Annotated in this window: 16 protein-coding genes; 7 read left to right on the top strand and 9 right to left on the bottom strand. The window is 71.2% G+C overall.

All coding sequences use genetic code 11. The features are described 5' to 3' along the window. Positions 1–98: 98 nt before the first annotated feature. Positions 99–1,832, top strand: coding sequence for a glycerol-3-phosphate dehydrogenase/oxidase (locus tag LTT61_RS23405; RefSeq protein WP_233016203.1), 1,734 nt, complete (start codon positions 99–101; stop codon positions 1,830–1,832). A gap of 1 nt (position 1,833) precedes the next feature. Here LTT61_RS23405 and hpnE read toward each other — a convergent pair whose 3' ends face one another. The 3 genes from hpnE to LTT61_RS23420 all read right to left on the bottom strand — a co-directional run bounded on the left by hpnE (position 1,834) and on the right by LTT61_RS23420 (position 8,826). Beyond that, complete coding sequence (gene hpnE / locus LTT61_RS23410; RefSeq protein WP_233016204.1) at positions 1,834–3,207, bottom strand: hydroxysqualene dehydroxylase HpnE; 1,374 nt, start codon at positions 3,205–3,207, stop codon at positions 1,834–1,836. A 57-nt stretch (positions 3,208–3,264) separates the two neighbouring features. Further along, positions 3,265–4,038, bottom strand: a complete 774-nt coding sequence (locus LTT61_RS23415; RefSeq protein ID WP_233016205.1) for a DNA-formamidopyrimidine glycosylase family protein — start codon at positions 4,036–4,038, stop codon at positions 3,265–3,267. Between the two features lie 189 nt (positions 4,039–4,227). Further along, positions 4,228–8,826, bottom strand: a complete 4,599-nt coding sequence (locus LTT61_RS23420) for an ATP-dependent helicase (RefSeq protein ID WP_233016206.1) — start codon at positions 8,824–8,826, stop codon at positions 4,228–4,230. Positions 8,827–8,873: 47 nt separating this feature from the next. Between LTT61_RS23420 and LTT61_RS23425 the strand changes: the two genes are divergently transcribed. Next, entirely contained in the window at positions 8,874–9,410 is a 537-nt protein-coding gene (locus tag LTT61_RS23425) for a histidine phosphatase family protein (RefSeq protein WP_233016207.1), read from the top strand. 4 nt (positions 9,411–9,414) lie between these two features. Here LTT61_RS23425 and LTT61_RS23430 read toward each other — a convergent pair whose 3' ends face one another. Beyond that, complete coding sequence (locus tag LTT61_RS23430; RefSeq protein WP_420094688.1) at positions 9,415–10,935, bottom strand: aldehyde dehydrogenase family protein; 1,521 nt, start codon at positions 10,933–10,935, stop codon at positions 9,415–9,417. Positions 10,936–11,062: 127 nt separating this feature from the next. Between LTT61_RS23430 and LTT61_RS23435 the strand changes: the two genes are divergently transcribed. Both LTT61_RS23435 and lat read left to right on the top strand, forming a co-directional pair. Continuing rightward, the gene (locus LTT61_RS23435; protein WP_233016208.1) at positions 11,063–11,515 is read left to right on the top strand and encodes an Lrp/AsnC family transcriptional regulator; all 453 of its coding nucleotides are present in this window, start codon (positions 11,063–11,065) and stop codon (positions 11,513–11,515) included. Positions 11,516–11,579: 64 nt separating this feature from the next. Next, complete coding sequence (gene lat / locus LTT61_RS23440; RefSeq protein ID WP_233016209.1) at positions 11,580–12,893, top strand: L-lysine 6-transaminase; 1,314 nt, start codon at positions 11,580–11,582, stop codon at positions 12,891–12,893. 148 nt (positions 12,894–13,041) lie between these two features. On the opposite strand, the gene LTT61_RS23445 is transcribed toward lat, so the two are convergent. Then, positions 13,042–13,380: a hypothetical protein gene (locus LTT61_RS23445; protein ID WP_233016210.1), complete on the bottom strand. Its 339-nt coding sequence runs from the start codon at positions 13,378–13,380 to the stop codon at positions 13,042–13,044. Between the two features lie 45 nt (positions 13,381–13,425). Continuing rightward, a complete protein-coding gene (locus LTT61_RS23450) occupies positions 13,426–18,441 on the bottom strand; it encodes a tetratricopeptide repeat protein (RefSeq protein ID WP_233016211.1) in 5,016 nt (1,671 codons plus the stop codon). A 159-nt stretch (positions 18,442–18,600) separates the two neighbouring features. Between LTT61_RS23450 and LTT61_RS23455 the strand changes: the two genes are divergently transcribed. Next, a complete protein-coding gene (locus tag LTT61_RS23455) occupies positions 18,601–19,104 on the top strand; it encodes a RipA family octameric membrane protein (RefSeq protein WP_233016212.1) in 504 nt (167 codons plus the stop codon). Positions 19,105–19,170: 66 nt separating this feature from the next. Here LTT61_RS23455 and LTT61_RS23460 read toward each other — a convergent pair whose 3' ends face one another. Further along, positions 19,171–19,554, bottom strand: coding sequence for a toll/interleukin-1 receptor domain-containing protein (locus tag LTT61_RS23460; RefSeq protein WP_233016213.1), 384 nt, complete (start codon positions 19,552–19,554; stop codon positions 19,171–19,173). 122 nt (positions 19,555–19,676) lie between these two features. Here LTT61_RS23460 and LTT61_RS23465 point away from each other — a divergent pair, with 122 nt between their 5' ends. Both LTT61_RS23465 and LTT61_RS23470 read left to right on the top strand, forming a co-directional pair. Next, positions 19,677–20,738, top strand: coding sequence for a hypothetical protein (locus LTT61_RS23465; protein ID WP_233016214.1), 1,062 nt, complete (start codon positions 19,677–19,679; stop codon positions 20,736–20,738). A gap of 182 nt (positions 20,739–20,920) precedes the next feature. Beyond that, complete coding sequence (locus LTT61_RS23470; RefSeq protein WP_233016215.1) at positions 20,921–22,864, top strand: serine/threonine-protein kinase; 1,944 nt, start codon at positions 20,921–20,923, stop codon at positions 22,862–22,864. Here LTT61_RS23470 and LTT61_RS23475 read toward each other — a convergent pair whose 3' ends face one another. Together LTT61_RS23475 and LTT61_RS23480 are read right to left on the bottom strand one after the other, a co-directional pair. Next, a complete protein-coding gene (locus LTT61_RS23475; protein ID WP_233016216.1) occupies positions 22,865–23,788 on the bottom strand; it encodes a patatin-like phospholipase family protein in 924 nt (307 codons plus the stop codon). 236 nt (positions 23,789–24,024) lie between these two features. Further along, the gene (locus LTT61_RS23480) at positions 24,025–25,815 is read right to left on the bottom strand and encodes an acetyl/propionyl/methylcrotonyl-CoA carboxylase subunit alpha (RefSeq protein WP_233016217.1); all 1,791 of its coding nucleotides are present in this window, start codon (positions 25,813–25,815) and stop codon (positions 24,025–24,027) included. Positions 25,816–26,074: the final 259 nt, after the last annotated feature.

Raw genomic sequence — 26,074 nt, forward strand, 5'->3', positions numbered from 1 at the left:
TCGGGGGTGGCGCGAAAGTCCGGCGCCGCTCGCATAGCCTGAACCCGCAGGCAGCGGGTAACACGCCCGCAGGACGACGCCGGCCGAAGGAGTCGAGCATGACCATCACCCCGGATTCGCAGTTCCTCGGCCCGGACCAGCGCCGGGACGCCTGGGAGCGGCTGGGCAAGGACCACTTCGACATCGTCGTGATCGGCGGCGGCATCGTCGGCGCCGGCATCGCGCTCGACGCCGCGACCCGCGGCCTGCGGGTGGCGCTGGTGGAGGCGCGCGACCTGGCCTCCGGCACGTCGAGCCGCTCCTCCAAGATGTTCCACGGCGGGCTGCGCTACCTGGAGCAGCTGGAGTTCGGGCTGGTGCGCGAGGCGCTGCGGGAGCGTGAGCTCTCGCTCGCCACCCTGGCCCCGCACCTGGTCAAGCCGCTGCGCTTCCTCTACCCGCTCACCAACCGCGGCTGGGAGCGGCCGTACGTGGCCGCGGGGCTCATGCTCTACGACTCCATGGGCGGCGCGAAATCCGTTCCCGGGCAGCGGCACCTGACCCGCGCCGGGGCGCTGCGGCTGGCGCCGGGGCTGCGCCGCTCCTCGCTGATCGGCGGGGTCAGCTACTACGACACCGTGGTCGACGACGCCAGGCACACCATGACCGTCGCCCGCACCGCCGCGCACTACGGCGCCGTGCTCCGCACCTCCACCCAGGTGGTCGGCTTCCTGCGCGAGGCCGACCGGGTGGTCGGGGTGCGGGTGCGCGACACCGAGGACGGCCGCACCGCCGAGATCCACGCGCACGTGGTGATCAACGCGACCGGGGTGTGGACCGACGAGGTGCAGGCGCTCTCCCGCAACCGCGGCCGGTTCCACGTGCGGGCCTCCAAGGGCGTGCACATCGTGGTGCCGAGGGACCGGATCGTCAGCGACACCGCGATCATCCTGCGCACCGCCACCTCGGTGCTCTTCATCATCCCGTGGGGCGCGCACTGGATCGTCGGCACCACCGACTCCGACTGGAACCTCGACCTCGCGCACCCGTCGGCGACCAAGGCCGATATCGACTACCTGCTGGCGCGGGTGAACGAGGTGCTGGTCACCGAGCTCACGCACGCCGACATCGACGGCGTCTACGCCGGGCTGCGCCCGCTGCTGGCAGGCGAGAGCGACGAGACCTCCAAGCTCTCCCGCGAGCACGCGGTGGCCCGCACGGCGCCCGGGCTGGTCGGCATCGCGGGCGGCAAGTACACCACCTACCGGGTGATGGCCGCCGACGCCGTCGACGAGGCGGCGGCGGACATCCCGGCCCGGGTCTCGCCATCGATCACCGAGAAGGTGCCGCTGCTCGGCGCCGACGGCTACTTCGCGCTGGTCAACCAGACCGTGCAGCTGGCCGAGGCGTACGGCGTGCACCCGTACCGGGTCAAGCACCTGCTCGACCGCTACGGCTCGCTCATCGACGAGGTGCTCGCGCTCGCCGACGGCAAACCCGAGCTGCTGCAGCCGATCACCGACGCCCCCGCCTACCTCCAGGTCGAGGCGGTCTACGCGGTGGTCGCCGAGGGCGCCCTGCACCTCGACGACATCCTGGCCCGCCGCACCCGCATCTCCATCGAGTACCCGCACCGCGGCGCCGCCTGCGCCGAACAGGTCGCCCGCCTGGTCGCCCCGATCCTCGGCTGGGACGAGGCCGACATCGACCGGGAGATCAGCACCTACCAGGCCAGGGTCGACGCCGAGATCCGCTCCCAGACCCAGCCCGACGACGGCTCTGCCGACGCCCTGCGCGCCGCCGCCCCCGAGCCGCGCGGGGAGATCCTGGAGCCGGTGCCGAGCGAGGGGTGACCTACCGCTCGTCCCGCGCCAGCAGCAGATCGACGGCTATGGCCGCGCTCTGGACGGCGCTCTCCATGGTCGCGGACCAGTCGGTAGCGGTCCAGTCACCGGCCAGGACCAGGCCGGGGATCGAGGTGCGCTGGGCGGGGCGCAGGTCGTGGGTGCCGAGGACCTGGGAGAAGGTGGCTCTTGGCATGCGCACCACGTGGCCATGGACCACCTTCGCGGCGCGGGCGGCAGGGTAGTAGCGGCGCAGCAGCTCCAGCTGCTCGGCGACGATCTCCTCGTTGGTCTTGTGGATCTGCTCGTAGGCGCCGCTGGTGGTGAGGCAGTAGAGCCATGCCCTTTCGGTGCTGCGGCCGGTCATGAGCTGGCGGTCGAAGACCTCGTCGATCACGCCGGTGCCGCCGATCAGTGCCTCGAATTCGGAGCGGGTGCCGAGCGGGCGGTCCAGGTACAGGTTGGTGCTGACGATGGGGGTGTAGCCGAGTTTGTCCGCGCGGGCGTAGATGTCGGCGTGCTCGGGCAGATCGTCGAGGAGGCCGCCGATATTGCCGTTCGGCACCGCGCAGAGCACGGCGTCGGCGGGGACGGTGCTGCCGTCGGCCAGCGTGACGCCGGTGACCGTGCCGTCCTCGATGACGATGCGCCGCGCGACCGCCCGGTGCCGCACCTGCACGCCGTGCTCGCGGAAGTACTTCTCCGCCCCGGTGATGTAGAGCGTGTCCAGGTCGGTGGTCGGGTAGCCGATGGTGACGGCCTGCCGGTGCGCGATGCTGTGCCGGATACCGGTCGCGAGCACCCGGGCGAAGACCGCCGCCGACTCCTGGTGCACCGGCTCGGCGGCGATGCCGAGCGCCAGCCAGTCCCAGATGGCCTCGCGCGCCTTGGCGGGCATGCCGACCCGGTCGAACCACTGCGCGGTGGTGAGGTCGGCGAGGTCGGCGGGCGGGCGCAGCGCCTGCCGGCCGAGCCGCGCGGTGGCGAGGGCGGCGCGCGCCCGCTCCAGCGGGCTCGCGTCCGGATGCCCGCCGAAGAGCGTGCCGAGCGCGCGGACGCCGCGGGTGTACATGTCGACGCTGCGCCCGTCCGGCCAGCGCAGCGTGCCGCGCTTCGGGAAGGCGACGTACTCGCGGGTACCGATGGTGCGCAGGTACCGGAAGAGGTGCTCGTAGCCGCTGGCGATCACGTGCTGGCCGTTGTCCGGCAGGTCGTCGACGGCGTCGACCTGCATGGCGTGCGTGCGGCCGCCGAGCCTGCCGCGGCGCTCGAGCAGGGTGACCTGCTTGCCCGCCTCGGCCAGCCAGACCGCGCCTGCGAGGCCGGCCAGGCCGCCGCCGATGACTACGTACTTCCGGGGATCGCCCTGTTGTCCGGCCACCATCGCCCGCCCTCCGCGCTTATTGACAGACTGCCAGTAAAGGTGGGGCGGTGGTATTCGTCAAGGCTCGGGCTGGCAGCGCGGGCAGAACCAGATGCCGCGCTCGCGCTGGGTGATTCGGTCGTGCTCCGGGCCGGTGTCGCCGAGCACCCGGCGCACGATGCGGGTGCCGCAGCGGCGGCAGCCCCAGTTGTGCCGCATGTAGGCGAGCGGCACATAGCGGTCGTGCGCGGCTCTGCTCAGGATGCGCTGGGCCTCGTTCACCAGGGCGAGCAGGTCGCCCGCCGCGCGCACCGGGGTCGCCGGGTGCACCTTGCGCAGATAGCAGACCTCGCTGCGGTAGATGTTGCCGATGCCGGCCAGATTGCGCTGGTCGAGCAGGGCGACGCCGATGGTCTGCTCGGGGTACCGCTCCAGCCTGCGCACCGCCTCGGCGGGGTCCCAGTTCGGGCCGAGCAGGTCGGGGCCGAGGTGGTCGATCACGGTGTGCTCGTCGGCGAGCGGGAACACCTCGACCTTGCCGAGCGAGAAGCCGACGGCCTCCACGTCCTCGGTGCCGAGGACCAGCCTTGCGGTCGCCCGCGGCTGGGTCCAGCGCTGGCCGCAGCGGTAGGTGCGCCACAGCCCCTCCATCTTGAGGTGGGTGTGGATGGAGGCGGTCGGGGTGCGCACGAACAGGTGCTTGCCGTAGGAGCCGACGCTCTCCACTTGCTGGCCGCGCAGGTCGACGGTGGCGTACCGCGGGACCCGGAAATCGCTGCGGGTGAGGATCTTGCCCGCGAGCGCCGTGCGCAGCCGTGCGGCTGCGCGATAGACGGTGTCACCTTCGGGCACAGCAGCGCTCCTTCACGCGATCCGAGATACCCGGGTTGCGGCGAGCGAAGCGGAGCCGGCGCACGCCGGGGCCACGGCGGTGTGGCTGCCACGCGATGCCGGTGTCCGGATCGCGTAGCCGTCGTGGCGCGCGGTTACCTCGCCCGCCCGGGCCGATAATTTCCCGATCGCGGCACCTCGGCGCGACCCTCACCGGCCGAACTCGGGGCGGCGCACGGCGCGCTGGGGGCGCTCCTCCCTGCGTACCGCGCCGCGGCGCAGCCGCACCCCGCGCGGGGTGGCGGAGAAGCCGGCGGCGGTGAGGAAACCGGCGAAGGTGTGGCCGTGCACGGTCTCGCCGTCGACCCGGTCGATCACCAGCGCCTCAACCCCGCCCTCGTGCACCAGCTCGGCCAGCGCGTTCGCCGCCGCCTGCCTGGCGTCGGGGTCCTCGGTGAAGGTGAGCAGCGTCTTCCCGCCGCGCTCCAGGTAGGCCACCAGCTCGCCGTCGAGCAGCACCACCATGGCGCCCGCCTTGCGGCCCGGCCGGTGCCCGCCGTCTACCTCGCCCTTGGGCCAGGGCAGCGCCGCGCCGTACGGATTGGCCGGGTCGGTGGCGGCGAGGGCGAGCGCGGTGGCGGTGCTGCGCTGCCCGTCGTGCGGTTCGTGCGCGCGCAGCCGGTCGACCACGTCGGTGGTGGAGAACTGCGCGCCGCCCAGCGAGTCGACGAAGTAGCCGCGGCGGCAGCGCCCGCGGTCCTCGAACTCGGTGAGCACCCGGTACATGAGCGCGAACCCGCCTGGCACGCCCTCGTTCTGCACCGAGCCGCGGGTGAGCACGCCGTACCGCTCCAGCAGCTGATCGGCGGTGGCGTGCGCGCGCACGGTGTTGTCGGCGGCGCGTTCGGGCAGCAGCGACCAGCGCCCCGCCACCGTCGGCGGGCCGCTGCGGGTCGGCAGCGCGGGCCGCGGCAGGTAGGCGCGTGCCCGCGGGGCCCGGCGCGGGCTGCGGTGCGCGGTGGTGGCGCGGGTGGTGCCGCCGAGCAGCGCGCGGACCGGGGCGAAGGTGTCGCCGGAGATCAGCCCGGCCCAGACCAGGTCCCAGAGCGCGGCGGCGACGGCGGTGTCGTCCAGCAGCCCGGTGGCATCGGAGAGCTGCCGGAAGAAGTAGGCGCCGCCGCTCTGCGGCATCGCCCCGTCCACCGCGCCGAGCGCGGTGAGCAGCCGCAGGTGGGTCTCGGTGAACTCCGGTTCGTCGGCGGGGGGCAGGGTGAGCGGCGCCTGCTCGGCCAGGTGCAGCGCGATCCAGCCGTCCTTGCCGGTGATCGAGCCGTGCCCGGACCACAGCACCTCGCCGGTGGCGGTGAGCTCGTCCAGCATGGCGGGCGAGTAGTCGCGCACCCGCGCGGGCAGGACCAGCGATTCCCACGCCGAGGCCGGAATCGGCACCCCCGCGAGCTGCTCCACCACGGTGGCGACGCCGTCGACGCCGCGCAGCGTGCGGGTGCGCACGTGCTGCCAGGCGGGCAGGAAGCGGCCGAAGGCGGCGGTCGGCACCGGCTCGACCTCGTGCCGCGCGGCGGCCAGCGAGCGCCGCCGGATTCGCCGCAGCACCTGGGTGTCACACCACTCCGAGCCGGACGCCGCCGGCGTGAACTCGCCCTCCACCACCCGCTTCTCGGTGCCGAGGCGGTGCAGCGCGGCGGCGGCCACCGCGGTGCCGAGGCCGAACCTGGCCGCCACCGCCGCGGTGTCGAAGGGGCCGTGCGTGCGGGCGAAGCGGCCGACCAGATCGCCGAGCGGGTCCGGCACCGGCTCGACGAAGGCGGCGGGGGTGCCGATCGGCAGCGGCACGCCGAGCGCGTCGCGCAGCCGCGCCGCGTCCTCCACCGCGACCCACCAGGAGCGCCCGGCGAAGCTGACCTCCAGCGCCCGCCTCGCCACCCGCAGCTCGGCGAACCAGTCGACGGGGTCGGCGGTGCAGCGCGCGGCCGCCTCCTCGGCGGTGAGCGGCCCGAGCAGCCGGAGCAGGTCGGCCAGCCCCTCCATATCCCGCGCGTGCCGCTCGGGGGTGAGCCGCTGCAGCTCCAGCTCGGTCTGCTCCAGCACCGCGGCGTCCAGCAGCTCGCGCAGCTCGACCCGGCCGAGCAGCTCGGCGAGCAACCCGGAGTCCAGCGAGAGCGCGGCGGCCCTGCGCTCGGCCAGCGGGTTGTCGCCCTCGTACATGAACTGGCCGATGTAGTCGAAGAGCAGCGCGTTGGCGAACGGCGACGGGGTCGGCGTCTCCACCTCGACCAGCCGGACCTGCCTGCGCGCCACCCGCCCGAGCAGCTCGGTGAGCGCGGGCAGGTCGTAGACGTCGCGCAGGCACTCCCGCGCGGTCTCCAACAGGATCGGGAAGTCCGGGAACTTCCGCGCCACGTCCAGCAGCTGCGCCGAGCGCTGGCGCTGCTGCCAGAGCGGGGCGCGCTTGCCCGGATCGCGGCGCGGAAGCAGCAGCGCGCGGGCGGCGCACTCGCGGAAGCGGGAGGCGAAGAGCGCCGAGGTGCCGACCTGCTCGGTGACGATCTGGTCGATCTCGTCCGGCTCGAAGACGAAGAGCTCGCTGCCGGGCGGCTCGTCGGTGGTGTCCGGCAGCCGGACCACGATGCCGTCGTCCGAGGCGGTCGGCGCGGCGTCCACCTCGAAGCGCTCGCGCAGCCGGGCCCCGATGGCCAGCGCCCAGGCCGCGTGCACCGGCGTGCCGTACGGCGAGTGCAGCACCAGCCGCCAGTCGCCCAGCTCGTCCCGGAAGCGCTCCACCACCAGCGTCTTGTCGGTGGGGAGGCGACCGGTGGCGGTGCGCTGCTCGGTGAGCAGCGCGGCCAGGTTGTCCCTGGCGAAGTCGTCCAGCCCGGCCGCGGCGGTGAGCTTCTCGATGCCGCCGTCGTCCAGGTGCCTGCCCGCGTTGCGCACGAACTCGCCGACCGCCTCGCCCAGCTCGGCCGGGCGGCCGAGCCCGTCGCCGTGCCAGAACGGCAGCCTGCCCGGCTGGCCGAAGGCGGGCGTGACCAGCACCCGGTCGTAGGTGATCTCCTCGATCCGCCAGCTGGTGGCGCCGAGCGCGAAGACATCGCCGACCCGGGACTCGTAGACCATCTCCTCGTCCAGCTCGCCCACCCGGGAGGCCTTCTCGCCGACCATGTACACCGCGAACATGCCGCGGTCCGGGATCGCGCCACCGGAGGTGACCGCGAGCCGCTGCGCGCCGGGGCGGCCGGTGAGCGTGCCCGCGTCCCGATCCCAGACCAGCCGCGGCCGCAGCTCGGCGAACTCGTCCGAGGGGTAGCGCCCGGCCAGCAGGTCGAGCACCGCCTCGTAGGCGGAGCGCGGCAGCCCGCTGTAACTGCCGGTGCCGCGCACCAGCTCGAACCAGCCGTCCACGTCGATGGGCTCGAGCGCGCAGGCGGCGACCGTCTGCTGGGCCAGGATGTCCAACGGGTGCGCGGGCATGCGCAGCGCCTCGATCTGCCCGGAGAGCATCCGGTGCGCGGTGACCGCGGTGTGCACCACGTCGGTGCGGTGCTTGGGAAAGAGCACGCCGCGCGAGATCTCACCCACCTGGTGCCCGGCCCGCCCGACCCGCTGCAGCCCGCTCGCCACCGACGGCGGCGCCTCCACCTGGACGACGAGGTCGACCGCGCCCATGTCGATGCCGAGCTCCAGGCTGCTGGTGGCGACCACGCAGCGCAGCCGCCCGCTCTTGAGGTCGTCCTCGATGAGCGCGCGCTGCTCCTTGCTCACCGAGCCGTGGTGCGCCCGCGCCAGCAGCTGTCCGGCACCGTGCACCACGTCGGTCGAGGCGCCGATCTGGGCGGGCGGGCCGTGCGCGGTGTCGACGGGCTCGCCCATCCGCTCGGCGTAGGTCTCGTTCAGCCGGGCGGTGAGCCGCTCGGCCAGCCGCCGCGAATTGGCGAAGACGATGGAGCTGCGGTGCTCGAGCACCAGGTCGACGATGGCCGCGTCGACGTGCGGCCAGATCGAGCCGGGCTGGTCGGACTCGCCGCCGGAATCCGGCTCGGTCATGTCCGCCACCGGGACCCGCACCGAGAGGTCGAAGGTCTTCGCCGCGGGCGGCGCCACGATGGTGATCGGCGCGGGGCCGACCAGGAAGCGCCCCACCTCCTCCGGCGGGCGCACGGTGGCGGAGAGCCCGATGCGCTGGGCCGGGTGCTCGGCCAGCGCGTCCAGCGCGTCCAGCCGGGCCAGCGAGAGCGCGAGGTGCGCGCCGCGCTTACCGCCCGCGATGGCGTGCACCTCGTCGACGATCACGGTGTGCACCTCGCGCAGCGTCTCCCGCGCCGCCGAGGTGAGCATGAGGAACAGCGACTCCGGGGTGGTGATCAGGATGTCCGGCGGGGTGCGCTGCATGGCTCTGCGCTCGCCCGCCGGGGTGTCGCCGGAGCGCACGCCGACGGTGATCTCCGGCGGCTCCAGCCCCAGCCTGGCCGCGGTGCGCGCGACCCCGGCGAGCGGGGCGCGCAGGTTGCGCTCGACATCCACCGCCAGCGCCTTGAGCGGGGAGACGTAGAGCACCGAGGTGCCGGCCTGCGGCTCGCCGCGCGCGCGGACCTTGGCCGCTGGGTCGCGGGTGGCCAGCCGGTCGATGGCCCACAGGAAGGCGGAGAGCGTCTTGCCGGAGCCGGTCGGCGCGATGACCAGGGTGTGCGCGCCCGCGGCGATCGCCTCCCAGGCGCCGAGCTGCGCGGACGTCGGCGCCGGGAAGGCGCCGTCGAACCACTGCCTGGTCGCTGGGGAGAACCGGTCCATGGCCCCAGTGTGCACCTGGGTACCGACAGCGCGGTTAACCTGCCGGTATGGCGGGGATGGTGCGGCTCGATCTGGTGAGCCACGGGATTACCGGTGCGTTGCGGGCCGGGCGGTTCCCGGACGACGAGCCGCTGCTCGACACCTGGGCCGCGGCACCGGTCGCGCGGCCGCCCGCGGTGGTGCTGACCGGGCCGGAGCGGCGGGCGGTGCGGACCGCGGCGGTGCTCGGCGTGCGGGCCGAGGTCGATCCGGCGCTGCGGGATCTGGACGCCGGGCGGTGGCGTGGTCTCGGCATGGCCGAGCTGCCGCCGGAGCAGTTGCACGCATGGCTGACCGACCCGGCGTTCGATGGGCACGGGGGCGAGTCGGTGGTGGCCGTGGTCGCCCGGGTCGGGGCGTGGCTGGCCGAGGTCGCTGCCCGCGGGGCGGCGGTCCTGGCCGTGACGCACCCGGCGGTGGTGCGAGCCGCCGTGGTCACCACGCTGGACGCGCCGCCGAGCGCGTTCTGGCGGGTGGACGTCCCACCCGGCTCCCGCACCCGGCTGCACTTCCGCAGCGCCTGGACCCTGCGTCTCCCGGCCTGAACCCCTACTCGAACCGAATTCCCTGCGCCAGCGGCAACTCCGTCGAGTAGTTCACCGTGTTGGTGGCCCGCCGCATGTACGCCTTCCAGGAGTCCGACCCCGACTCCCGCCCGCCCCCGGTCTGCTTCTCCCCGCCGAAGGCCCCGCCGATCTCCGCCCCCGACGTGCCGATATTCACATTGGCGATCCCGCAGTCCGACCCGTCGGCGGCGAGGAACCGCTCCGCCTCGCGCTGATTCCCGGTGAAGATCGCCGACGACAGCCCCTGCGGCACGGCGTTGTGCAGCTCGATGGCGGTGTCGAGGTCGTCGTAGGTGAGCAGGTAGAGGATCGGCGCGAAGGTCTCCTCCCGGACGATCGCGGTCTGCGCGGGCATCCGCACCAGCGCGGGCCGCACGTAGTAGGCGTCCGGCCCGAAGCCGTCCACCCTGGTACCCCCGGCGACGATCTCGCCGCCGTCGGCCACCGCGCGCTCCAGCGCCGCCGTCATGGCGTGGTACCCGCGCTCGTGGATCAGCGGCCCGACCAGCACGCCCGGCTCGGTGGGGTCGCCCACCCGCAGCTGACCGTAGGCGGCCGCCAGCCTGTCTGACAGCTCGTCCGCGATCGAGCGGTGCACGATCAACCTGCGCAGCGTGGTGCAGCGCTGCCCTGCGGTCCCCGCCGCCGCGAAGACGATGCCGCGCACCGCGAGCTCCAGATCGGCCGACGGCGTGACGACGGCGGCGTTGTTGCCACCCAGCTCCAGCAGGCAGCGGCCGAACCGCGCGGCCACCCGCGGCGCCACCGCGCGCCCCATCGGCACCGACCCGGTGGCGCTGAGCAGCGCGACCCGCGGATCGTCCACCAGCGCCGCCCCGTTCTCCGCGCCGCCGAGCACCAGCTGGTGCACCTCGGGATCCGCGCCGACGTCAAGCGCTGCCCGGCGCAGCAGGGTGTGGCAGGCCAGCGCGGTGAGCGGCGTCAGCTCGGAGGGCTTCCAGACCACGGTGTCCCCGCAGACCAGCGCGATCGCGGTGTTCCACGCCCACACCGCGACCGGGAAGTTGAACGCCGAGATCACCCCGACCACCCCGAGCGGGTGCCAGGTCTCCAGCAGCCGGTGCCCCGGCCGCTCGGACGGCATGGTGCGCCCGTACAGCTGCCGGGAGAGCCCGACCGCGAACTCGCAGACGTCGACCATCTCCTGCACCTCGCCGACCGCCTCCGCCGGAATCTTCCCCGCCTCCAGCGTGACCAGCCCGCCCAGCTCCTCCCGATGGGTCACCAGGAGTTCGCCGAGCCTGCGCACCACGGCCGCGCGCACCGGCGCGGGCACCGTGCGCCAGCCGCGGAAGGCGTGCGCGGCGCGCTCGATCGCGGACTCGGCATCGGCGGGCGAGTCGGTGCGGATCGGGAAGAGCACGGCGCCGGTGATCGGGGTGCGGGCGCCGAGCTCGCCGGGCTCCGGCGGCGGGACGCCGAGCGCCGCGAGCAGGCCGAGCGCGCGGGCGGCGATCGGATCGGTGGTGACGGTATCGGTCACGGGGTCCTCCCTGGAGAGCGCGGAAACGCGAACATCGTTGGGTCCGAACGCAGCACGATCGGCGGAGCGGATGTGAACCGGCCGAACTTCCCGCACCTGCGCGGTTCCGCTGAGTTAGCCTTCGGTGATGGCGGATTCACCTGCACGACCCGTTCTCGACGACATCGATCGTCTGCTGATCCGGGAGCTGATGGCCGACGGGCGGGCGACGCTGTCGAACCTCGCGGAGAAGGCGAGCCTCTCGGTGTCGGCGGTGCAGTCGCGGGTGCGCAGGCTGGAGGCGCGCGGCGTGATCCGCGGGTACACCGCCAAGGTCGACCCGGAGGCACTCGGGCAGCTGCTCTCCGCATTCGTCGCCATCACCCCTCTCGATCCGTCGCAGCCCGACGAGGCGCCCGCACTGCTGCAGGGCATCGCCGGAATCGAGGCGTGCCACTCGGTTGCCGGTGACGAGAGTTACGTCCTCACCGTCCGGGTGGCCTCGCCGCGGCACCTGGAGCAGCTGCTGCAGGAGATCCGGGCGACCGCCAACGTCCGTACCCGCAGCACCATCATTCTGCAGACATTCTATGACAAGTAGCCTTGCGCAGTAATTTATACGGATCCAGGTAGAGATTCCGCAAATTTTCCTTACGATTGGGGGTGTGACCCTCGAACTCGAACGCCCCGGGATCGCCCCGGCCGATGTCCGCGAGCTCCTCGCGGGCAGCATCCTCGCCGACGGTTTCGACCTGGTGCTCGACCTGCGGCGCTCCGCGGGCAGGCGGCTCGTCGACGAACGGGACGGCACCGCCTACCTCGACATGTTCGGCTTCTTCGCCTCCAACGCGCTCGGCATGAACCCCCCCGCGCTCGCCGCCGACCCGGCCTTCCGCGCCGAGCTGCTGGAGGCGGCGCTGCACAAGCCGAGCAACTCCGACATCTACACCGTCGCCATGGCCCGCTTCGTGCGCACCTTCGTCCGGGTGCTCGGTGACCCGCGGCTCCCGCACCTGTTCTTCGTCGACGGCGGCGCGCTCGCCGTCGAGAACGCGCTGAAGACCGCGTTCGACTGGAAGAGCAGGCACAACGAGGCGCGCGGGCGCCCGGCGCCAGGCTCGCGGGTGCTGCACCTGACCGGCGCCTTCCACGGCCGCTCCGGCTACACGCTCTCGCTCACCAACACCGATCCGGTGAAGACCGAGCGCTTCCCCCAGTTCGACTGGCCGCGCATCGAGGCGCCGTACCTGCGCGCGGGCCACGATGTGCGCGCCGCCGAGGAGCGGGCGCTCGCCGCCGCGCGCCGCGCCTTCGCCGAGCATCCGCACGACATCGCCTGCTTCCTCGCCGAGCCCATCCAGGGCGAGGGCGGGGACCGGCACTTCCGTGCCGAGTTTCTGGCGGCCGTGCAGGAGCTGTGCCTCGAGCACGACGCGCTGTTCGTGCTCGACGAGGTGCAGACCGGGGTGGGGATCACCGGAAGCACCTGGGCGTACCAGCAATTGGGGTTGGCGCCGGATGTGGTGGCGTTCGGGAAGAAGACCCAGGTCTGCGGGATCATGGCCGGTGGGCGGGTGGACGAGGTGCCGGACAACGTGTTCCATGTCGGCTCGCGGCTGAACTCCACCTGGGGCGGGAATCTCGGCGACATGGTGCGGGCGCGGCGGATTCTCGAGGTGATCGAGGCCGACGGGCTGGTCGAGCGGGCCGGGGTGCTCGGGGCGCACCTGCTGGAGCGGCTGCGCGGGCTCGTCCCGCTGGTGCGCGAGCCGCGCGGGCGCGGGCTGTTCTGCGCGGTGGACGTGCGGTCCGGTGCTTTCCGGGACGAGGTGGTACGGGTGCTGCGCGAGCGGGAACACGTGCTCGTCCTCGGGACCGGGGAGCGCGGGATCCGCTTCCGGGCGCCGCTCACGGTGACCGTGGCGGAGCTGGACGAGGCGGTGGACGCACTGGGGCGGGTGCTGGTGGAGCTGGGCTGAGGGCCGCGGTCACGAGCGCCGGATCGTGGTGCAGCCCGCCCATAGCCGTGGTTCAGTGCAGGCCAAAAACTTCGATCCGAGCGGCGTCCGGCGGTTCCTCGCGGCTGTGGGGCGCCGGGGCCGTGCCCCGGCGACCGGTGCGGGCTCGTCAGCCGATCCGCAGGCCGAGCGCGCCCTCGGTGAAGCGGACCACCGCGCCGCGGGCCGCGTCGAGCGCCTCCTCGAACCCGTCCCGCGCCCAGCCGGTGACGGTGGCCGTCCCGTCCGCGCCGGGCGTGACGCCGATCTCGGCGACCAGCTCGGCGGTCGTCGGCTCGCACACGGCCCAGGAGAGGTGTGTGCCCTCGGCCCGCTGCGCGGTGCGCTCGCGCACATGGACGGGGTCGGTGATGCCGCCCGCGATCAGGGCGGGGCGGTCGTCGATCCGCTCGTCGGCGCGGAGTACGCGCAGGTACCAGGAGCCCGCGTTGATCTTGATGGGGTCCATGTAGCTCCTTCCGCTTCGCTCGACGCAGAGCGAACTTCTGACAATTTACTCAGTTTCTTCGGAATCGTCATGAGTGATTTGTTTCAGAAGTGCGCGCCCATTGGGCGGAAGGCGGTCCACGCCGACCTGCTCGAGCAGTTCACGGGCCGCGGCGATCCGATGATCGCCGTCCGGATGGAAGTCTGCGGAGAGGAACTGCGCGAGAGCCAGGTCTACGACGTGATTGACGACCGTGGGGGCCATGAGCCACGTGATTTTCGCGAAGTTGAGGTGCTCGTCGAACGCTGCCTTTGCGTTATCGAGATGGCCGAGTTCGCGGTGAAGGTTTCCGAGGCGCTGGTAGGAGACGGAGAGGTCGCGTTGGTAGTCGGCGCGGCCGGGTTCGTCGGTGGCGAGTTTTTGTCGGATGGTGAGGCTGTTCTGGTAGGCGTTCATGGCGTCGTCGCCGCGTCCGAGGGCCTGGTAGAGGTCGCCGACTTTGTTGTAGGAGACGGAGAGGTCGCGTTGGTAGTCGGTGCGGCCGGGTTCGTCGGTGGCGAGTTTCTGGGCGATGGTGAGGCTGTTCTGGTGGGCGTTCATGGCGTCGTCGCCGCGTCCGAGGGCCTGGTAGAGGTCGCCGACTCTGTTGTAGGAGATCGAGAGGTCGCGTTGGTAGTCGGTGCGGCCGGGTTCGTCGGTGGCGAGTTTCTGGGCGATGGTGAGGCTGTTCTGGTGGGCGTTCATGGCGTCGTCGCCGCGTCCGAGGGCCTGGTAGAGGTCGCCGACTCTGTTGTAGGAGATCGAGAGGTCGCGTTGGTAGTCGGTGCGGCCGGGTTCGTCGGTGGCGAGTTTCTGGGCGATGGTGAGGCTGTTCTGGTAGGCGTTCATGGCGTCGTCGCCGCGTCCGAGGGCTCGGTAGAGGTCGCCGACGTTGTCGTAGGAGATCGAGAGGTCGCGTTGGTAGTCGGTGCGGCCGGGTTCGTCGGTGGCGAGTTTTTGTCGGATGGTGAGGCTGTTCTGGTAGGCGTTCATGGCGTCGTCGCCGCGTCCGAGGGCCTGGTAGAGGTCGCCGACTCTGTTGTAGGAGATCGAGAGGTCGCGTTGGTAGTCGGTGCGGCCGGGTTCGTCGGTGGCGAGTTTCTGGGCGATGGTGAGGCTGTTCTGGTGGGCGTTCATGGCGTCGTCGCCGCGTCCGAGGGCTCGGTAGAGGTCGCCGACGTTGTCGTAGGAGATCGAGAGGTCGCGTTGGTAGTCGGTGCGGCCGGGTTCGTCGGTGGCGAGTTTTTGTCGGATGGTGAGGCTGTTCTGGTAGGCGTTCATGGCGTCGTCGCCGCGTCCGAGGGCCTGGTAGAGGTCGCCGACTTTGTTGTAGGAGATCGAGAGGTCGCGTTGGTAGTCGGTGCGGCCGGGTTCGTCGGTGGCGAGTTTCTGGGCGATGGTGAGGCTGTTCTGGTGGGCGTTCATGGCGTCGTCGCCGCGTCCGAGGGCCTGGTAGAGGTCGCCGACTCTGTTGTAGGAGATCGAGAGGTCGCGTTGGTAGTCGGTGCGGCCGGGTTCGTCGGTGGCGAGTTTCTGGGCGATGGTGAGGCTGTTCTGGTGGGCGTTCATGGCGTCGTCGCCGCGTCCGAGGGCTCGGTAGAGGTCGCCGACGTTGTCGTAGGAGATCGAGAGGTCGCGTTGGTAGTCGGTGCGGCCGGGTTCGTCGGTGGCGAGTTTTTGTCGGATGGTGAGGCTGTTCTGGTAGGCGTTCATGGCGTCGTCGCCGCGTCCGAGGGCCTGGTAGAGGTCGCCGACTCTGTTGTAGGAGACGGAGAGGTCGCGTTGGTAGTCGGCGCGGCCGGGTTCGTCGGTGGCGAGTTTTTGTCGGATGGTGAGGCTGTTCTGGTAGGCGTTCATGGCGTCGTCGCCGCGTCCGAGGGCTCGGTAGAGGTCGCCGACGTTGTCGTAGGAGATCGAGAGGTCGCGTTGGTAGTCGGTGCGGCCGGGTTCGTCGGTGGCGAGTTTCTGGGCGATGGTGAGGCTGTTCTGGTAGGCGTTCATGGCGTCGTCGCCGCGTCCGAGGGCTCGGTAGAGGTCGCCGACTTTGTTGTAGGAGACGGAGAGGTCGCGTTGGTAGTCGGTGCGGCCGGGTTCGTCGGTGGCGCGGGCATCCAACCCGGTGAGGTTGGACTGAGCCCGGTCGAGTGCCAACTCGGTGAAACCGAGAGCTTCCAGTGCCTGGGTTTCCAAGTCTGTGAAGAAGTGAATACCGGGGTGTTCGGTTGGCAGCGCATGGGCGACGAGCCCGGTGAACGAGAGCCGTTGATGAATCGCGGGGTGTTTCGGGTCGCTGAGAAATTTCGCAACGGAGACTCCGATACCGACCGCATCGTCCCAGCTCTCGGCCTTGAGAAAGTTCTCCGTCGCCTCGATGCCGTCCGCGACATGCTTACTGCGAAGAAGTTGCTTGAGACGAATTTGACCCGCTTGATGGCAGCGGCGACGCCAGTCACCGGCCTCCACATGAACCTCGAATGCACCAGCGGTCCATCGGTGCATCCACAGCCCGTGTTCGGTCTCAGCGAGTAGGGAGAGGTCGAGAAGGCGCCGGATCGCCCCCGGCATCGCTTCGTGCGGGCAGGCTCCGACCTCGTCCAGCAGGGTGCTGAGCAGGTCGACGGGGACGGGCAGATTGGCCGCCGCGACCTGGAGCAGCACCTCCGATTCCACCTCGGAGAGCTGCTCGAGCAGGGTATCGAGCGCGATGTCGGCGGCGCCGAGGGCGATCGTGGCGTCGATGCCTGCCTCCACCGTCCGCGGCGCGTCGAGATCGATGCCGGACTTCTGCGCGAGGTCGAGCAGTTTGGCGGTGATGCGCGCGGCGACGGCGGTCGCGGCGCTGTTCGACGCGGCGCGCAGCAGAACCGCGTCGAGAAGTTCGAGGGCACGGGGGTGGCCGCCGATGAGGCGATGCACGAGGGCGCGGTCGGCGCTGGCGAGGGCGTCCAAGCCGCTCAGGCGCATGATGAGGCGCCGGGTCTCGTTGGCCGAGAGCGGGCCGATGGGGATGTGCTGGATCAGGTCGCGCAGACCGGGGAGTGGGTAGCGGCTGGTGATCAGCAGCGTCCCGGTGCCGCAGGAGATCACAAGCTGCCGCAGCACACTCTCGATGCCGGGGTCGGTGAAATCTGTGCCGTCAGCAGTGAGGTTGGTCTCGAAGTTGTCGATCACCAGGAGAATCCGAGCGCTGCGCAGCAGGGTGGTGAGCAGTAAAATCCGGGACTGGTCATCGATGCGGGGGCGGGTCGCACGAGCAACGGCCAGGGCGACCCAGGAGTCAGGCTGCACCACGGCGGCATCGGCAAGGGCGTCCGCGAGGTTAGCGCAGATCCGTTCCAGATTCCACGCCCCGGAGACGACCGCGCACACGTAGTCTTCCGCGAGCGCCCGCGCGGCCGCCCGGCCGGCGATGCTGCTCTTTCCGGTGCCGCCGATTCCGGTGAGCACCGCTCCGGACGACTGCGGTGCGCGGAGCGCGCGCATGGTGTCGCGCAGTTCGCGGCGGCGGCCGATCAGCTCGCCGGGACCGAGCAGCGGCATCTCGCCGAGCAGCGCCATCCGAGGTTGGCCGCGCAGCGGATCGCGGCGCAGTTCGGGGTCGATGAGCGGGCCGTCGTCGTTGGCCCATAGGGCTGGTACCGGCCACTCGGGGGTCGCCCGCCGGGGCCGTGTCTCGTCCGCTTCGACGGCTCGGCGGGCGGTGGCGAGCGCAGCACCCGTGCGCGGAGAGACGTGGGTGGCGAGCTGCCGGTAGAAGTGCATTGCCAGCAGCGTCGCGTAGTCGTCGGACACCGGCGCCTGCATTGTGATCACCTGTGGAATTCCGAGGTGGTGCAGCTGCGCGGCGAAGCTGTCGCCAGATTGCGGTATGTCGCAGGCGGAGACGAAGACCAGCGGGATCGCGGTGGACGCGCCCTGCATCGCGGCGAAGAAATCGCCCGGAGTGAGCCACACGGGGGCGCCGTCCTCGTTGTGCATCTCGATCCCGGCCGGTCCGCCGTGCCCGGATAGGTGGACGACGTGGTAAGCATCTTGCTCAAGGGCGCGTTCGATGGCGGTGGGGGTGGTGACCTCCAGAATGCGCACCTGTGCGGCGCGGGTATCGACGGCCGCTCCGACGGCGCCGATCAGCACCCCCATCTCTTGCTCCACCCGTAGCGGCGCCGAACCGGTGCGGGTCTCGTCCGGAGCGCCGACGACGGCGAGAATCTTCAGCGGCCCCGCCGTGGTGCGCACCACGGGATCCGCTGCGGAACTACTGCGCCGCAGCCGGATCCCCGGTGCGACGGCCGGAACGAGCCCGGAGGGCAGCACGGTTGCCTCGACGGCGGCGTGTTGGAGTTCGCCGGGCAACTCGAACACCAGATCCGCCACCGCGCCGAGTCCACCGAGTCCGCCGAGTTCGGCATCGAGCCGGGTGCCGGTGGCTGCGGGGAGCAGGGAGGCAGTCAGCCGACCACCGAACTCGGTCAGGTCGCGCGCCGAGTCGAGGGTGAGCGCCGCGGTCGGCAGGCCGCTGTCCGATGCGAGTTCGGTGGTGCCGTCGAGAAGTGTGGTCGTGAGCTCCGCCGCGCCGAGGTGTACTCGGATGCGCAGGTCGCGGGTGACGGCTCGCTGCGTCGAGCCGAGCCCGGGGCGACGTTCACGGTCGAGCAGAGTATCCCGAACAGCGCTGAAATCGGTGATAAGCGCGGGTTTGAGTTTGGCCAGATCAGCCGGCAAATCCAGGATCTCCTCGACCATGATCGGGATTACGCGAATGCCCTTCTCTACCCGGTTGTAGATCAGCGAGGTGAACTGATCCTGAACCCAGGCTCCGTCGAACCAGTTCCTGGAGACGAAGATGAGCGCCGCCCTGGAGCTATCGATGCTCCGGCCGATGATCGCGACGACATCGTCACCCGGCCGAACCTCCCACTCCTCCAGTCGGGCGTCGACACCGGCGGCGCGCAGGCGCTCCACGAATGGTTTGACCACGTCGAGGTCGGGGCGGGCGCAGCTGCAGAAGACCTGGGACTGCGGCCGGGGGTCGGCTGTGGTCATGCGGCCATCCTAAATGCTCGCGATCGATGAGCAGCCGTTGAAAACCCTGCCGCACAATGTATTTTTCAGTCGTTCGAGGGATACCGAGCGGTAGGTCCGGGGTGCTATATCGCGAGGCTCGACCCACCCGCTGTGGTGCTGAGGGGCTAGTCTGGCGTAGTGAATTCGCCGTCGAGTGCCCGGCTGTGGACCGGAATTGATTCCACGCATTACGAATCCAAGGCGCAGTACCGCGCTGCCATCCTCGAGCAGTACAAGCTGTACGTCGAGATGGCCGACCGAATGAGTCAGCGCCGGGGCCTGGCAAATACCTTCTTCCTCACCTTGAACACCGCGCTGCTCGCTGCCGCGGGTGCGACGGGCACGCTGATGAACGCTCCGCTGTGGCAGCTCTCCTTCGCACTGCTCGGTGTCCTCGCGCAGAGCGCCGTGTGGTTCTATCTGCTGCGCTCGTATCGGCAGCTGAGCGCGGCCAAGTACCAGGTGATCGGGTGGCTGGAGGAGCAATTGCCGTCATCGCCATATTGGCGCGCTGAGTGGGACTTGCTCGGTGCGGGGAAAGATCGCGGACTGTTCCTGCGATTGACGGACGTGGAGAAGTGGATTCCCGTGATCTTCGCGGTTGCTTATGCAGGGGTATTCGTGGCGATCGCCGTTGGCTGACGTGATCGGTGGTGATCGTCGAAATACCGTTCTTTTCGCGGTAATCCAGAAACCGTGGGTGAGCATTCAGGGGCGGAGTGTCGCGCGAACCTGGTCGTAGTCATCCAGCGTCCGATGGGCGAGTTTGGCGATCGCGGCGGGGAGTTTGAGGTCTCGCTCGAGCAGGATGGGAATCACGCGCAGGCGATCGGTGACGCGGCGGAAGATGAGCGAGGTGAACTCGTCCATTACCCAGGTGCCCTTCGCCCAGTTCTGCGAGACGAAGATCAGCGCGGCGCTGCTCCGGTCGATACCCGCTGACATCCACGCCACGATGTCGTCGCCCGGCTGCACTTCCCAGTAGTCGAATGTCGCGTCGACGCCGTCCGCGCGCAGCCGCTCGATGAAGGGGAGTACCCGGTCCCGGTCAGGTGCGGCGTAGCTGCAGAAGACGCTGTACGAGGTGGTCACGGGGTGAGTGTATCGACCACCGCGGAGGAAGAGCGGGTTCCGCCCTGCCTGTCCGCTGTTCGACCGATAGGTGGCGGCGCGGTCGTCGGGGACGATCTCCGGGAGACGGGAAGGGGGCCGCGGTGCTTCGGGTGATGCTGTGCGGTGCGGGAGATACTGACGAAATCCTGGACCAATTCGCGGAGACGATCGGACAGATCGGCGGTGAACCACTGGACTTCCGCTCCGGGACAATTCGCTATCTGAACTCGGAGGGCTCGAGCTGGTCCGGCAATTCGCGCCTCACCGTGCAGGAAGCGGATCTCTGCGTCTTCGTCATCGTGGAGCAATTCGGAAAGATCACCTGGGAGCACGAGATTCGCGAGGCCAGGCGATCGGGGAAGCCGTTTATCATCATGTGCCTGACACGCACCTACACCCGCTATCTGAATCTGCGCGACGCGCTGACCGATACCGGTGCCATTCGCGATGAGCACGATCGCCGACTGCTCGACCTGCTGCGCGAGCTCGAGTTCGCCGAGTACACCGTTGTCACCTTCACCCACGCCAACTTCGTGCAGCGGCTGAAGGGGCAGTTGGCGACACACTTTCACGTGCTGCTCCAGGATCAGCAGCAGCGAAATCGCCGCGCGGCGATCGGGCGATCGATCGCACAGGGGCTGCCGCTCGGTGCGGAGGAGCGGCTGCTCGCGACCAGGATCGCGGCCGACGAGTTCGAGGACAAGAACCTGCGGAAGCGTGCGGTATCGGCACTGGCCGCGGCCGGGGTAGACGCGGATACCGCGCTCGAACTCGCAGCGGCCGAGGAACAGGGGGTGCAGCGAACCGCCATCTCATCTTTCGCCGAGTTGTACCGGGAACGACCGCCTGATCCGGATGTACTGCTCCAATGCGTGCAGATCGCGAACGCCTCGGACGACGTCGGAGTCGGACGGCGGTTCGTGCCGGTGCTGTTGGATATCGATCTCGCTGCTGGCGTCACTGCCCTCGGGCAACTCGACATCAGTGAAATCGGCGTTCGGCGGCGGATCGCGGAGAACCTCGAGCGCTACGAGCAGGGCATCGTGGACCCGTTGGTGCGGGCCGAAGCGTTGGCCCTGCTCGCGCGCTGCCTTGAGGACACCGCGGAGACCGGGTGGAAGGCACGGTGCAGGCAACTGCGGGATCGGCTCTCGGCCAGCTGAACGGGGACGTCGGCCGGGTCACAGGAATCGGCACTGGGCGGCGCGACGGTCCGGGGTTACGCTGCGTTCGGGGGTGGGGATCGGAATCCCGAGCTCCGATGCCGGCCACTCGACGGCGACGGGAGGTACGTGATGGGGTCCGTTCGAGCGGGCTGTGCCCGGCTGCCAGGCGGGCACCGCTGATGGCGGCCGCGCGCTTCGGCCGCTACCGGCTGGACCGGCTGCTCGGCAGCGGCGGGATGGGCCAGGTCTGGCTCGCGCACGACACCGAGGCGGGCAGGCGGGTGGCGCTGAAGCTGCTCTCCGCCGAGCTCACCGCCGACGAGACCTACCGCCGCCGCTTCGAGCGCGAGGCGCGGGTGATCGCCGGGCTGGACAGCCCGCACATCGTGCCCATCCACTCGCACGGCGCCGTCGACGGGCGGCTCTACATCGAGATGGCCTACGTCGACGGCACCGATCTCGGTGCCCGGCTCGCGTCCGGCGGTCCGCTGCCCCCCGGAGTAGCCGTCGCGGTGATCACGCAGGTGGCGCGGGCGCTGGACTGCGCGCACACCGCCGGGCTCGTGCACCGCGACGTCAAGCCGTCCAATATCGTCGTCCGCCCGGACGGGTTCGCCGTGCTCATCGACTTCGGCATCGCGCACGGGGTCGGGCACACGCAGATGACCACCGCCGGAATGGCGATCGGCACCTGGGCGTACATGGCGCCCGAGCGGTTCTCCGGCAGCGCCGACGCCCGCGCGGACGTGTACTCGCTGGCCTGCGTCTTCTACGAATGCCTCACCGGGAGGCGGCCTTTCGGCGACACCGATCCGGCGCGGCAGATGCACGGGCACCTGATGACCGTGCCGCCGAGCGTCGCCGGGGTGCCCGGCGTGCCCGCCGCGTTCGACGCGGTGATCGCGCGCGGGCTGGCCAAGGAGCCGGGGGATCGCTACCCCTCCGCCGGGGAGTTCGCCGCCGATGCCGTTCGCCTGCTGCCCGGGTCGGGCGGGCCCATGCCGACGCTGTCCATGCCCGTCCCCGGGCCGACGCCGACCCTGGTCGCCACGCGGTACGAACCGCCGCGGGTAGGGGCGGCCGGGGCTGCACCGGCCGTGGCTGCACCGGCCGTGGCTGCACCGGTCGTGGCCGGGCCGGTCGTGGCCGGGCCGGTCGTGGCCGGGCCGGTCGTGGCCGGGCCGGTCGTGGCCGGGCCGGTCGTGGCCGGGCCGCCGAGTCGTGGTGCCGCGAATGCGGCGCCGCGAGCTGCGGGCCGGGCTGTGGTCGCCCCGCCGAGACCCGTTCCGGCGATCACGCCCCGGCCCGCCGCATCGGGGTATCCGGTGCCCGGCCGTGCGGTGGCGCCCGGCGGCAACGGGGGCGCCGGGAACCCCGCGCCGGAGCGCAAGTGGTACCTGCGCCGCCCGCCGGCCGGTCCGGCGCAACCACCGGCGAACTGGGCCCGTCCGCTCCAGGACTACGCCCGCTCGTTCCGCCCGGCGGGCTGGAACGCGGTGCGCCCGCGCCGCCCGGCGCACGGCCCGTCCTGGCCGTCCCGCGGCGGCAGCGCCCCGGCGTACCCGGCGGCACCCCCGGCCCAGGCGCCGCGGCGCAGGCGCAAGCGCGGGGGCCTGCTGCGCCGCCTGATCCTGGCGACGATCGTGATCGTCATCGCCCCGTTCGCGGTCGCCGCGGGCTGCCTGGCGCTGATCGCGGCCGGTACCCCGGACGAGGCCGAGCGCACCCCGCCGACGGTGCAGGAATCGCTGGGCCCGGCCAGGGACGGCAAGTTCGAGTTCCTGGTCACGAAGGTCGAGTCCGGGGTCGCGCGGATCGGGCTGGAGACGGCGTCCGGTGCGTACACCGTGGTCCGCATGGACATCCGCAACATCTCGGACGAGCCCAAGTGGTACACCCCGTTCGGGCAGAAGCTGATCGACAGCACCGGGCAGGCGCACGACCAGGACACCACCGCCACCGCCTGGCACAGCACCCAGCAGGGCTACGGCTACTCCTTCGAGCTGGCGCCCGCCGGCTCGGGCTCGACGATTCTGGTGTTCGACCTGCCGAGCGGCACCGCCCCCGCCTACCTGGAGCTGCACGACTTCGCCTTCTCCGACGGCGTCACCGTCGGGCTCTGATCAGGCGTCCACGCTCGCGAACGCGGTGTACACCGCGCGCCGCCCGATCTCCAGCGCCGCGGCCAGCAATTCGGTGTCGCGCGCGCTGCTCCCGACCTCCGGCGCCCCCGCGGGCGGGTGCAGCTGCAGTGCGGCGGCGCCGAGCCCGGCGAGGAGCGGTTCCACGGTCTCCTGCCGCGCCTCGCGCGCGAGCCAGGTGCGGTAGGCGCCGGGGGCCCGCAGCCGCAGGTAGTTGCCGCCGATCACGCGGTGGGTGCGCGAGGTGGGCGGGCGGAGTTCGTCGGCGCGGCGGGTGCGCAGGACCAGCAGGTGCGTCGGGTTCGAGCGCAGCGCGGTGCGGATCGGAACCGGCTCGGCGATGCCGCCGTCGAAGTACGGGACGCCGTCGAGGAGCACCGGGCCGCCGGCCAGGATCGGCAGGTTCGCGCTGGCGCGCAGCGCGAGCAGCAGGCTCGGCTTGTCCACGATGTGCGGACGCAGGTCGATGGCGTTGCCGGTGCGGGCGTCGGTGGCGATGGGGTGGAAGGTGGTGCTGTTGTTCAGGATGGCGGGGAAGTCCATCGGCTCCAGGCCGTCGTAGACGCGGTGCACCAGGTAGTGCACGTCGAAGGCGGCGCCGCCGCGGAGCAGGCGCCTCGGGTCGATGACGCGGTTCATGATCGTGCGGTCGGTCCAGGAGCGCATGCCGGGGATCGCGCGGCCGCACAGGAGCCAGGCGCCGTTCACCGCGCCCGCCGATGTCCCGTACACCGCGTCGAAGACGCCCGCCAGCCCCAGCTCCTCCAGGCCCTTGACCATGCCGCTGGAGTACACCCCGCGGCTGCCCCCGCCCTCGATCACCAGCGCCAGCCGGTGCCCGTCCGCGCGCGACCCCAGCGCGCGCCTGGCCCGGATCACCTCGGCGAGGGTGGGGGATCTGGTCATCCGACCGACATTACGCCCGCGGTCGGCGGGCGCTGTCGCGCCCACCATCCGGTGGAAGGGGTTGTTTTATGGGGGCTGCGCCCCCAAGCCCCGCGGGCGGTGGGGGACCAGCCGTCGAGCTACGCGGGGGGATTCGGGGCGCACGCTGCGATCCCACGCACAAAACGCCGGAGGGCGGTGGCGCGTAAGCGCTCACCGCCCTCCGGGGGTTCGGGGGCGAAGCCCCCGGGAAACTTCTACTTGATCTCCGCCAGGACAGTGCCCTGGGTGATGGCGGCCCCGGCTGCGACGGAAAGCCCGGTAACGACCCCCGCCTTGTGCGCGTTGACGGGGTTCTCCATCTTCATCGCCTCGAGCACGGCGATCAGATCCCCGACCTCGACCGACTGGCCTTCTTCGACGGCGACCTTGACCACGGTGCCCTGCATGGGCGCGGTGACCGCGTCACCGGAGGCGGCGCCACCGGCGGCCCCGCCGCGCTTGCGCGGCTTGGGCTTCTTCCGGACCACACCGTTCCCGGCGGACGCGTTGCCGCCGAGGGAGAAGCTACCGGGCAGTGAGACCTCGACCCGGCGTCCGCCGACCTCGACGACCACCTTCTGCCGCGGCTCCTCGTCCTCTTCCTCGGCGGGTGCGCCGGGGGTGTAGGGCTCGACGGTGTTGTTCCACTCGTTCTCGATCCACTTGGTGTAGACGTCGAAGGAGGTGCCGTCGCCGATGAAGGCGGGGTCGTCGATGACCGCGCGGTGGAACGGGATGACCGTGGCCAGCCCCTCGACCTGGTACTCCGCCAGCGCCCGGCGCGCCCGTTCGAGGGCCTGGGTGCGGTTCTCGCCGGTGACGATGAGCTTGGCCAGCATGGAGTCGAACTGACCGCCGATCACGCTGCCCTGCACTACGCCGGAGTCCACGCGGACACCGGGGCCGGTGGGCTCTTTGTAGACCGCGACCGGGCCGGGGGCGGGCAGGAAGCCGCGCCCGGCGTCCTCGCCGTTGATCCGGAACTCGATGGCGTGCCCGCGCGGGGTGGGGTCCTCGGTGATCTCGAGGGCGTCGCCGTTGGCGATGCGGAACTGCTGGCGCACCAGGTCGATGCCGGCGGTCTCCTCGGTGACGGGGTGCTCGACCTGCAGGCGGGTGTTGACCTCGAGGAAGGACACGGTCTCGCCCTGGACCAGGTACTCCACGGTGCCAGCACCGTAGTAGCCGGCCTCCTTGCAGATCCGTTTGGCGGACTCGTGGATCTGGGCGCGCACCGCGTCGGACAGGAACGGCGCGGGAGCCTCTTCGACCAGCTTCTGGAAGCGCCGCTGCAGCGAGCAGTCGCGGGTGCCCGCGACCACGACGTTGCCGTGGGTGTCGGCGATGACCTGCGCCTCGACGTGGCGCGCCTTGTCCAGGTACTGCTCGACGAAGCACTCACCGCGCCCGAAGGCCGCGATCGCCTCGCGGGTCGCGGACTCGAACAGCTCCGGGATCTCCTCGATGGTGTGGGCGACCTTCATGCCGCGCCCGCCACCGCCGTAGGCGGCCTTGATCGCCACCGGCACGCCGTACTGCTTGGCGAATTCGACGACCTCGTCGGCGTTCTTGACCGGGTCCTTGGTGCCCGCGGCCATCGGGGCCTTCGCGCGCTCGGCGATGTGGCGAGCGGTGACCTTGTCACCGAGGTCGCGGATCGACTGCGGGGACGGCCCGATCCAGATCAGCCCGGCATCGAGGACGGCCTGGGCGAAGTCGGCGTTCTCCGAGAGGAAGCCGTAGCCGGGGTGGATGGCATCGGCGCCGGAGCGGGCCGCGGCGTCGAGGATCTTGTCGAACACCAGGTACGACTCGGCCGAGGTCTGGCCACCGAGGGCGAACGCCTCGTCGGCGAGCTTCACGAAGGGCGCGTCGGCATCGGGTTCCGCGTAGACAGCGACGCTGCCGAGCCCGGCATCCTTGGCCGCCCGGATAACGCGCACCGCGATCTCGCCTCGATTGGCGACGAGTACCTTCGAGATCCGCGCGCTGGCATGGCTGGGCACTGAGCCTCCTGTGTACATTCTTCCGGTCGCTTCGCCGGGTAGGGTTTCGCTTCGCTCCCGTGGGTCGCAACCTACGTTCTCGGCGAGTGTAGGCAGTCTGCCAACACGGGCGGAACACCGGCCAGCCCTACTGGGGAGTAGGCCGCAGATCACAATTCCCGCGTTTTCCCCGCCGCGGCGCGCCGTTCGTGCACGCGGCGGGGTTTCGAGTGCCAGCGCCCGGCGGCGGCACGGTGTCCGGATCGCCGCTGATCGGTGG

It is taken from the genome of Nocardia asteroides, from assembly GCF_021183625.1.
Lineage (GTDB): Bacteria > Actinomycetota > Actinomycetes > Mycobacteriales > Mycobacteriaceae > Nocardia > Nocardia asteroides_A.

Bases quoted from the DNA above. Each gene is read 5' to 3' on its own strand.
- LTT61_RS23425 (WP_233016207.1), top strand. From the start codon at position 8,874: ATGGCGGGGATGGTGCGGCTCGATCTGGTGAGCCACGGGATTACCGGT.
- LTT61_RS23445 (WP_233016210.1), bottom strand. From the start codon at position 13,380: ATGGACCCCATCAAGATCAACGCGGGCTCCTGGTACCTGCGCGTACTC.
- LTT61_RS23470 (WP_233016215.1), top strand. From the start codon at position 20,921: ATGGCGGCCGCGCGCTTCGGCCGCTACCGGCTGGACCGGCTGCTCGGC.
- LTT61_RS23435 (WP_233016208.1), top strand. From the start codon at position 11,063: ATGGCGGATTCACCTGCACGACCCGTTCTCGACGACATCGATCGTCTG.
- hpnE (WP_233016204.1), bottom strand. From the start codon at position 3,207: ATGGTGGCCGGACAACAGGGCGATCCCCGGAAGTACGTAGTCATCGGC.
- LTT61_RS23450 (WP_233016211.1), bottom strand. From the start codon at position 18,441: ATGACCACAGCCGACCCCCGGCCGCAGTCCCAGGTCTTCTGCAGCTGC.
- LTT61_RS23420 (WP_233016206.1), bottom strand. From the start codon at position 8,826: ATGGACCGGTTCTCCCCAGCGACCAGGCAGTGGTTCGACGGCGCCTTC.
- LTT61_RS23405 (WP_233016203.1), top strand. From the start codon at position 99: ATGACCATCACCCCGGATTCGCAGTTCCTCGGCCCGGACCAGCGCCGG.
- LTT61_RS23475 (WP_233016216.1), bottom strand. From the start codon at position 23,788: ATGACCAGATCCCCCACCCTCGCCGAGGTGATCCGGGCCAGGCGCGCG.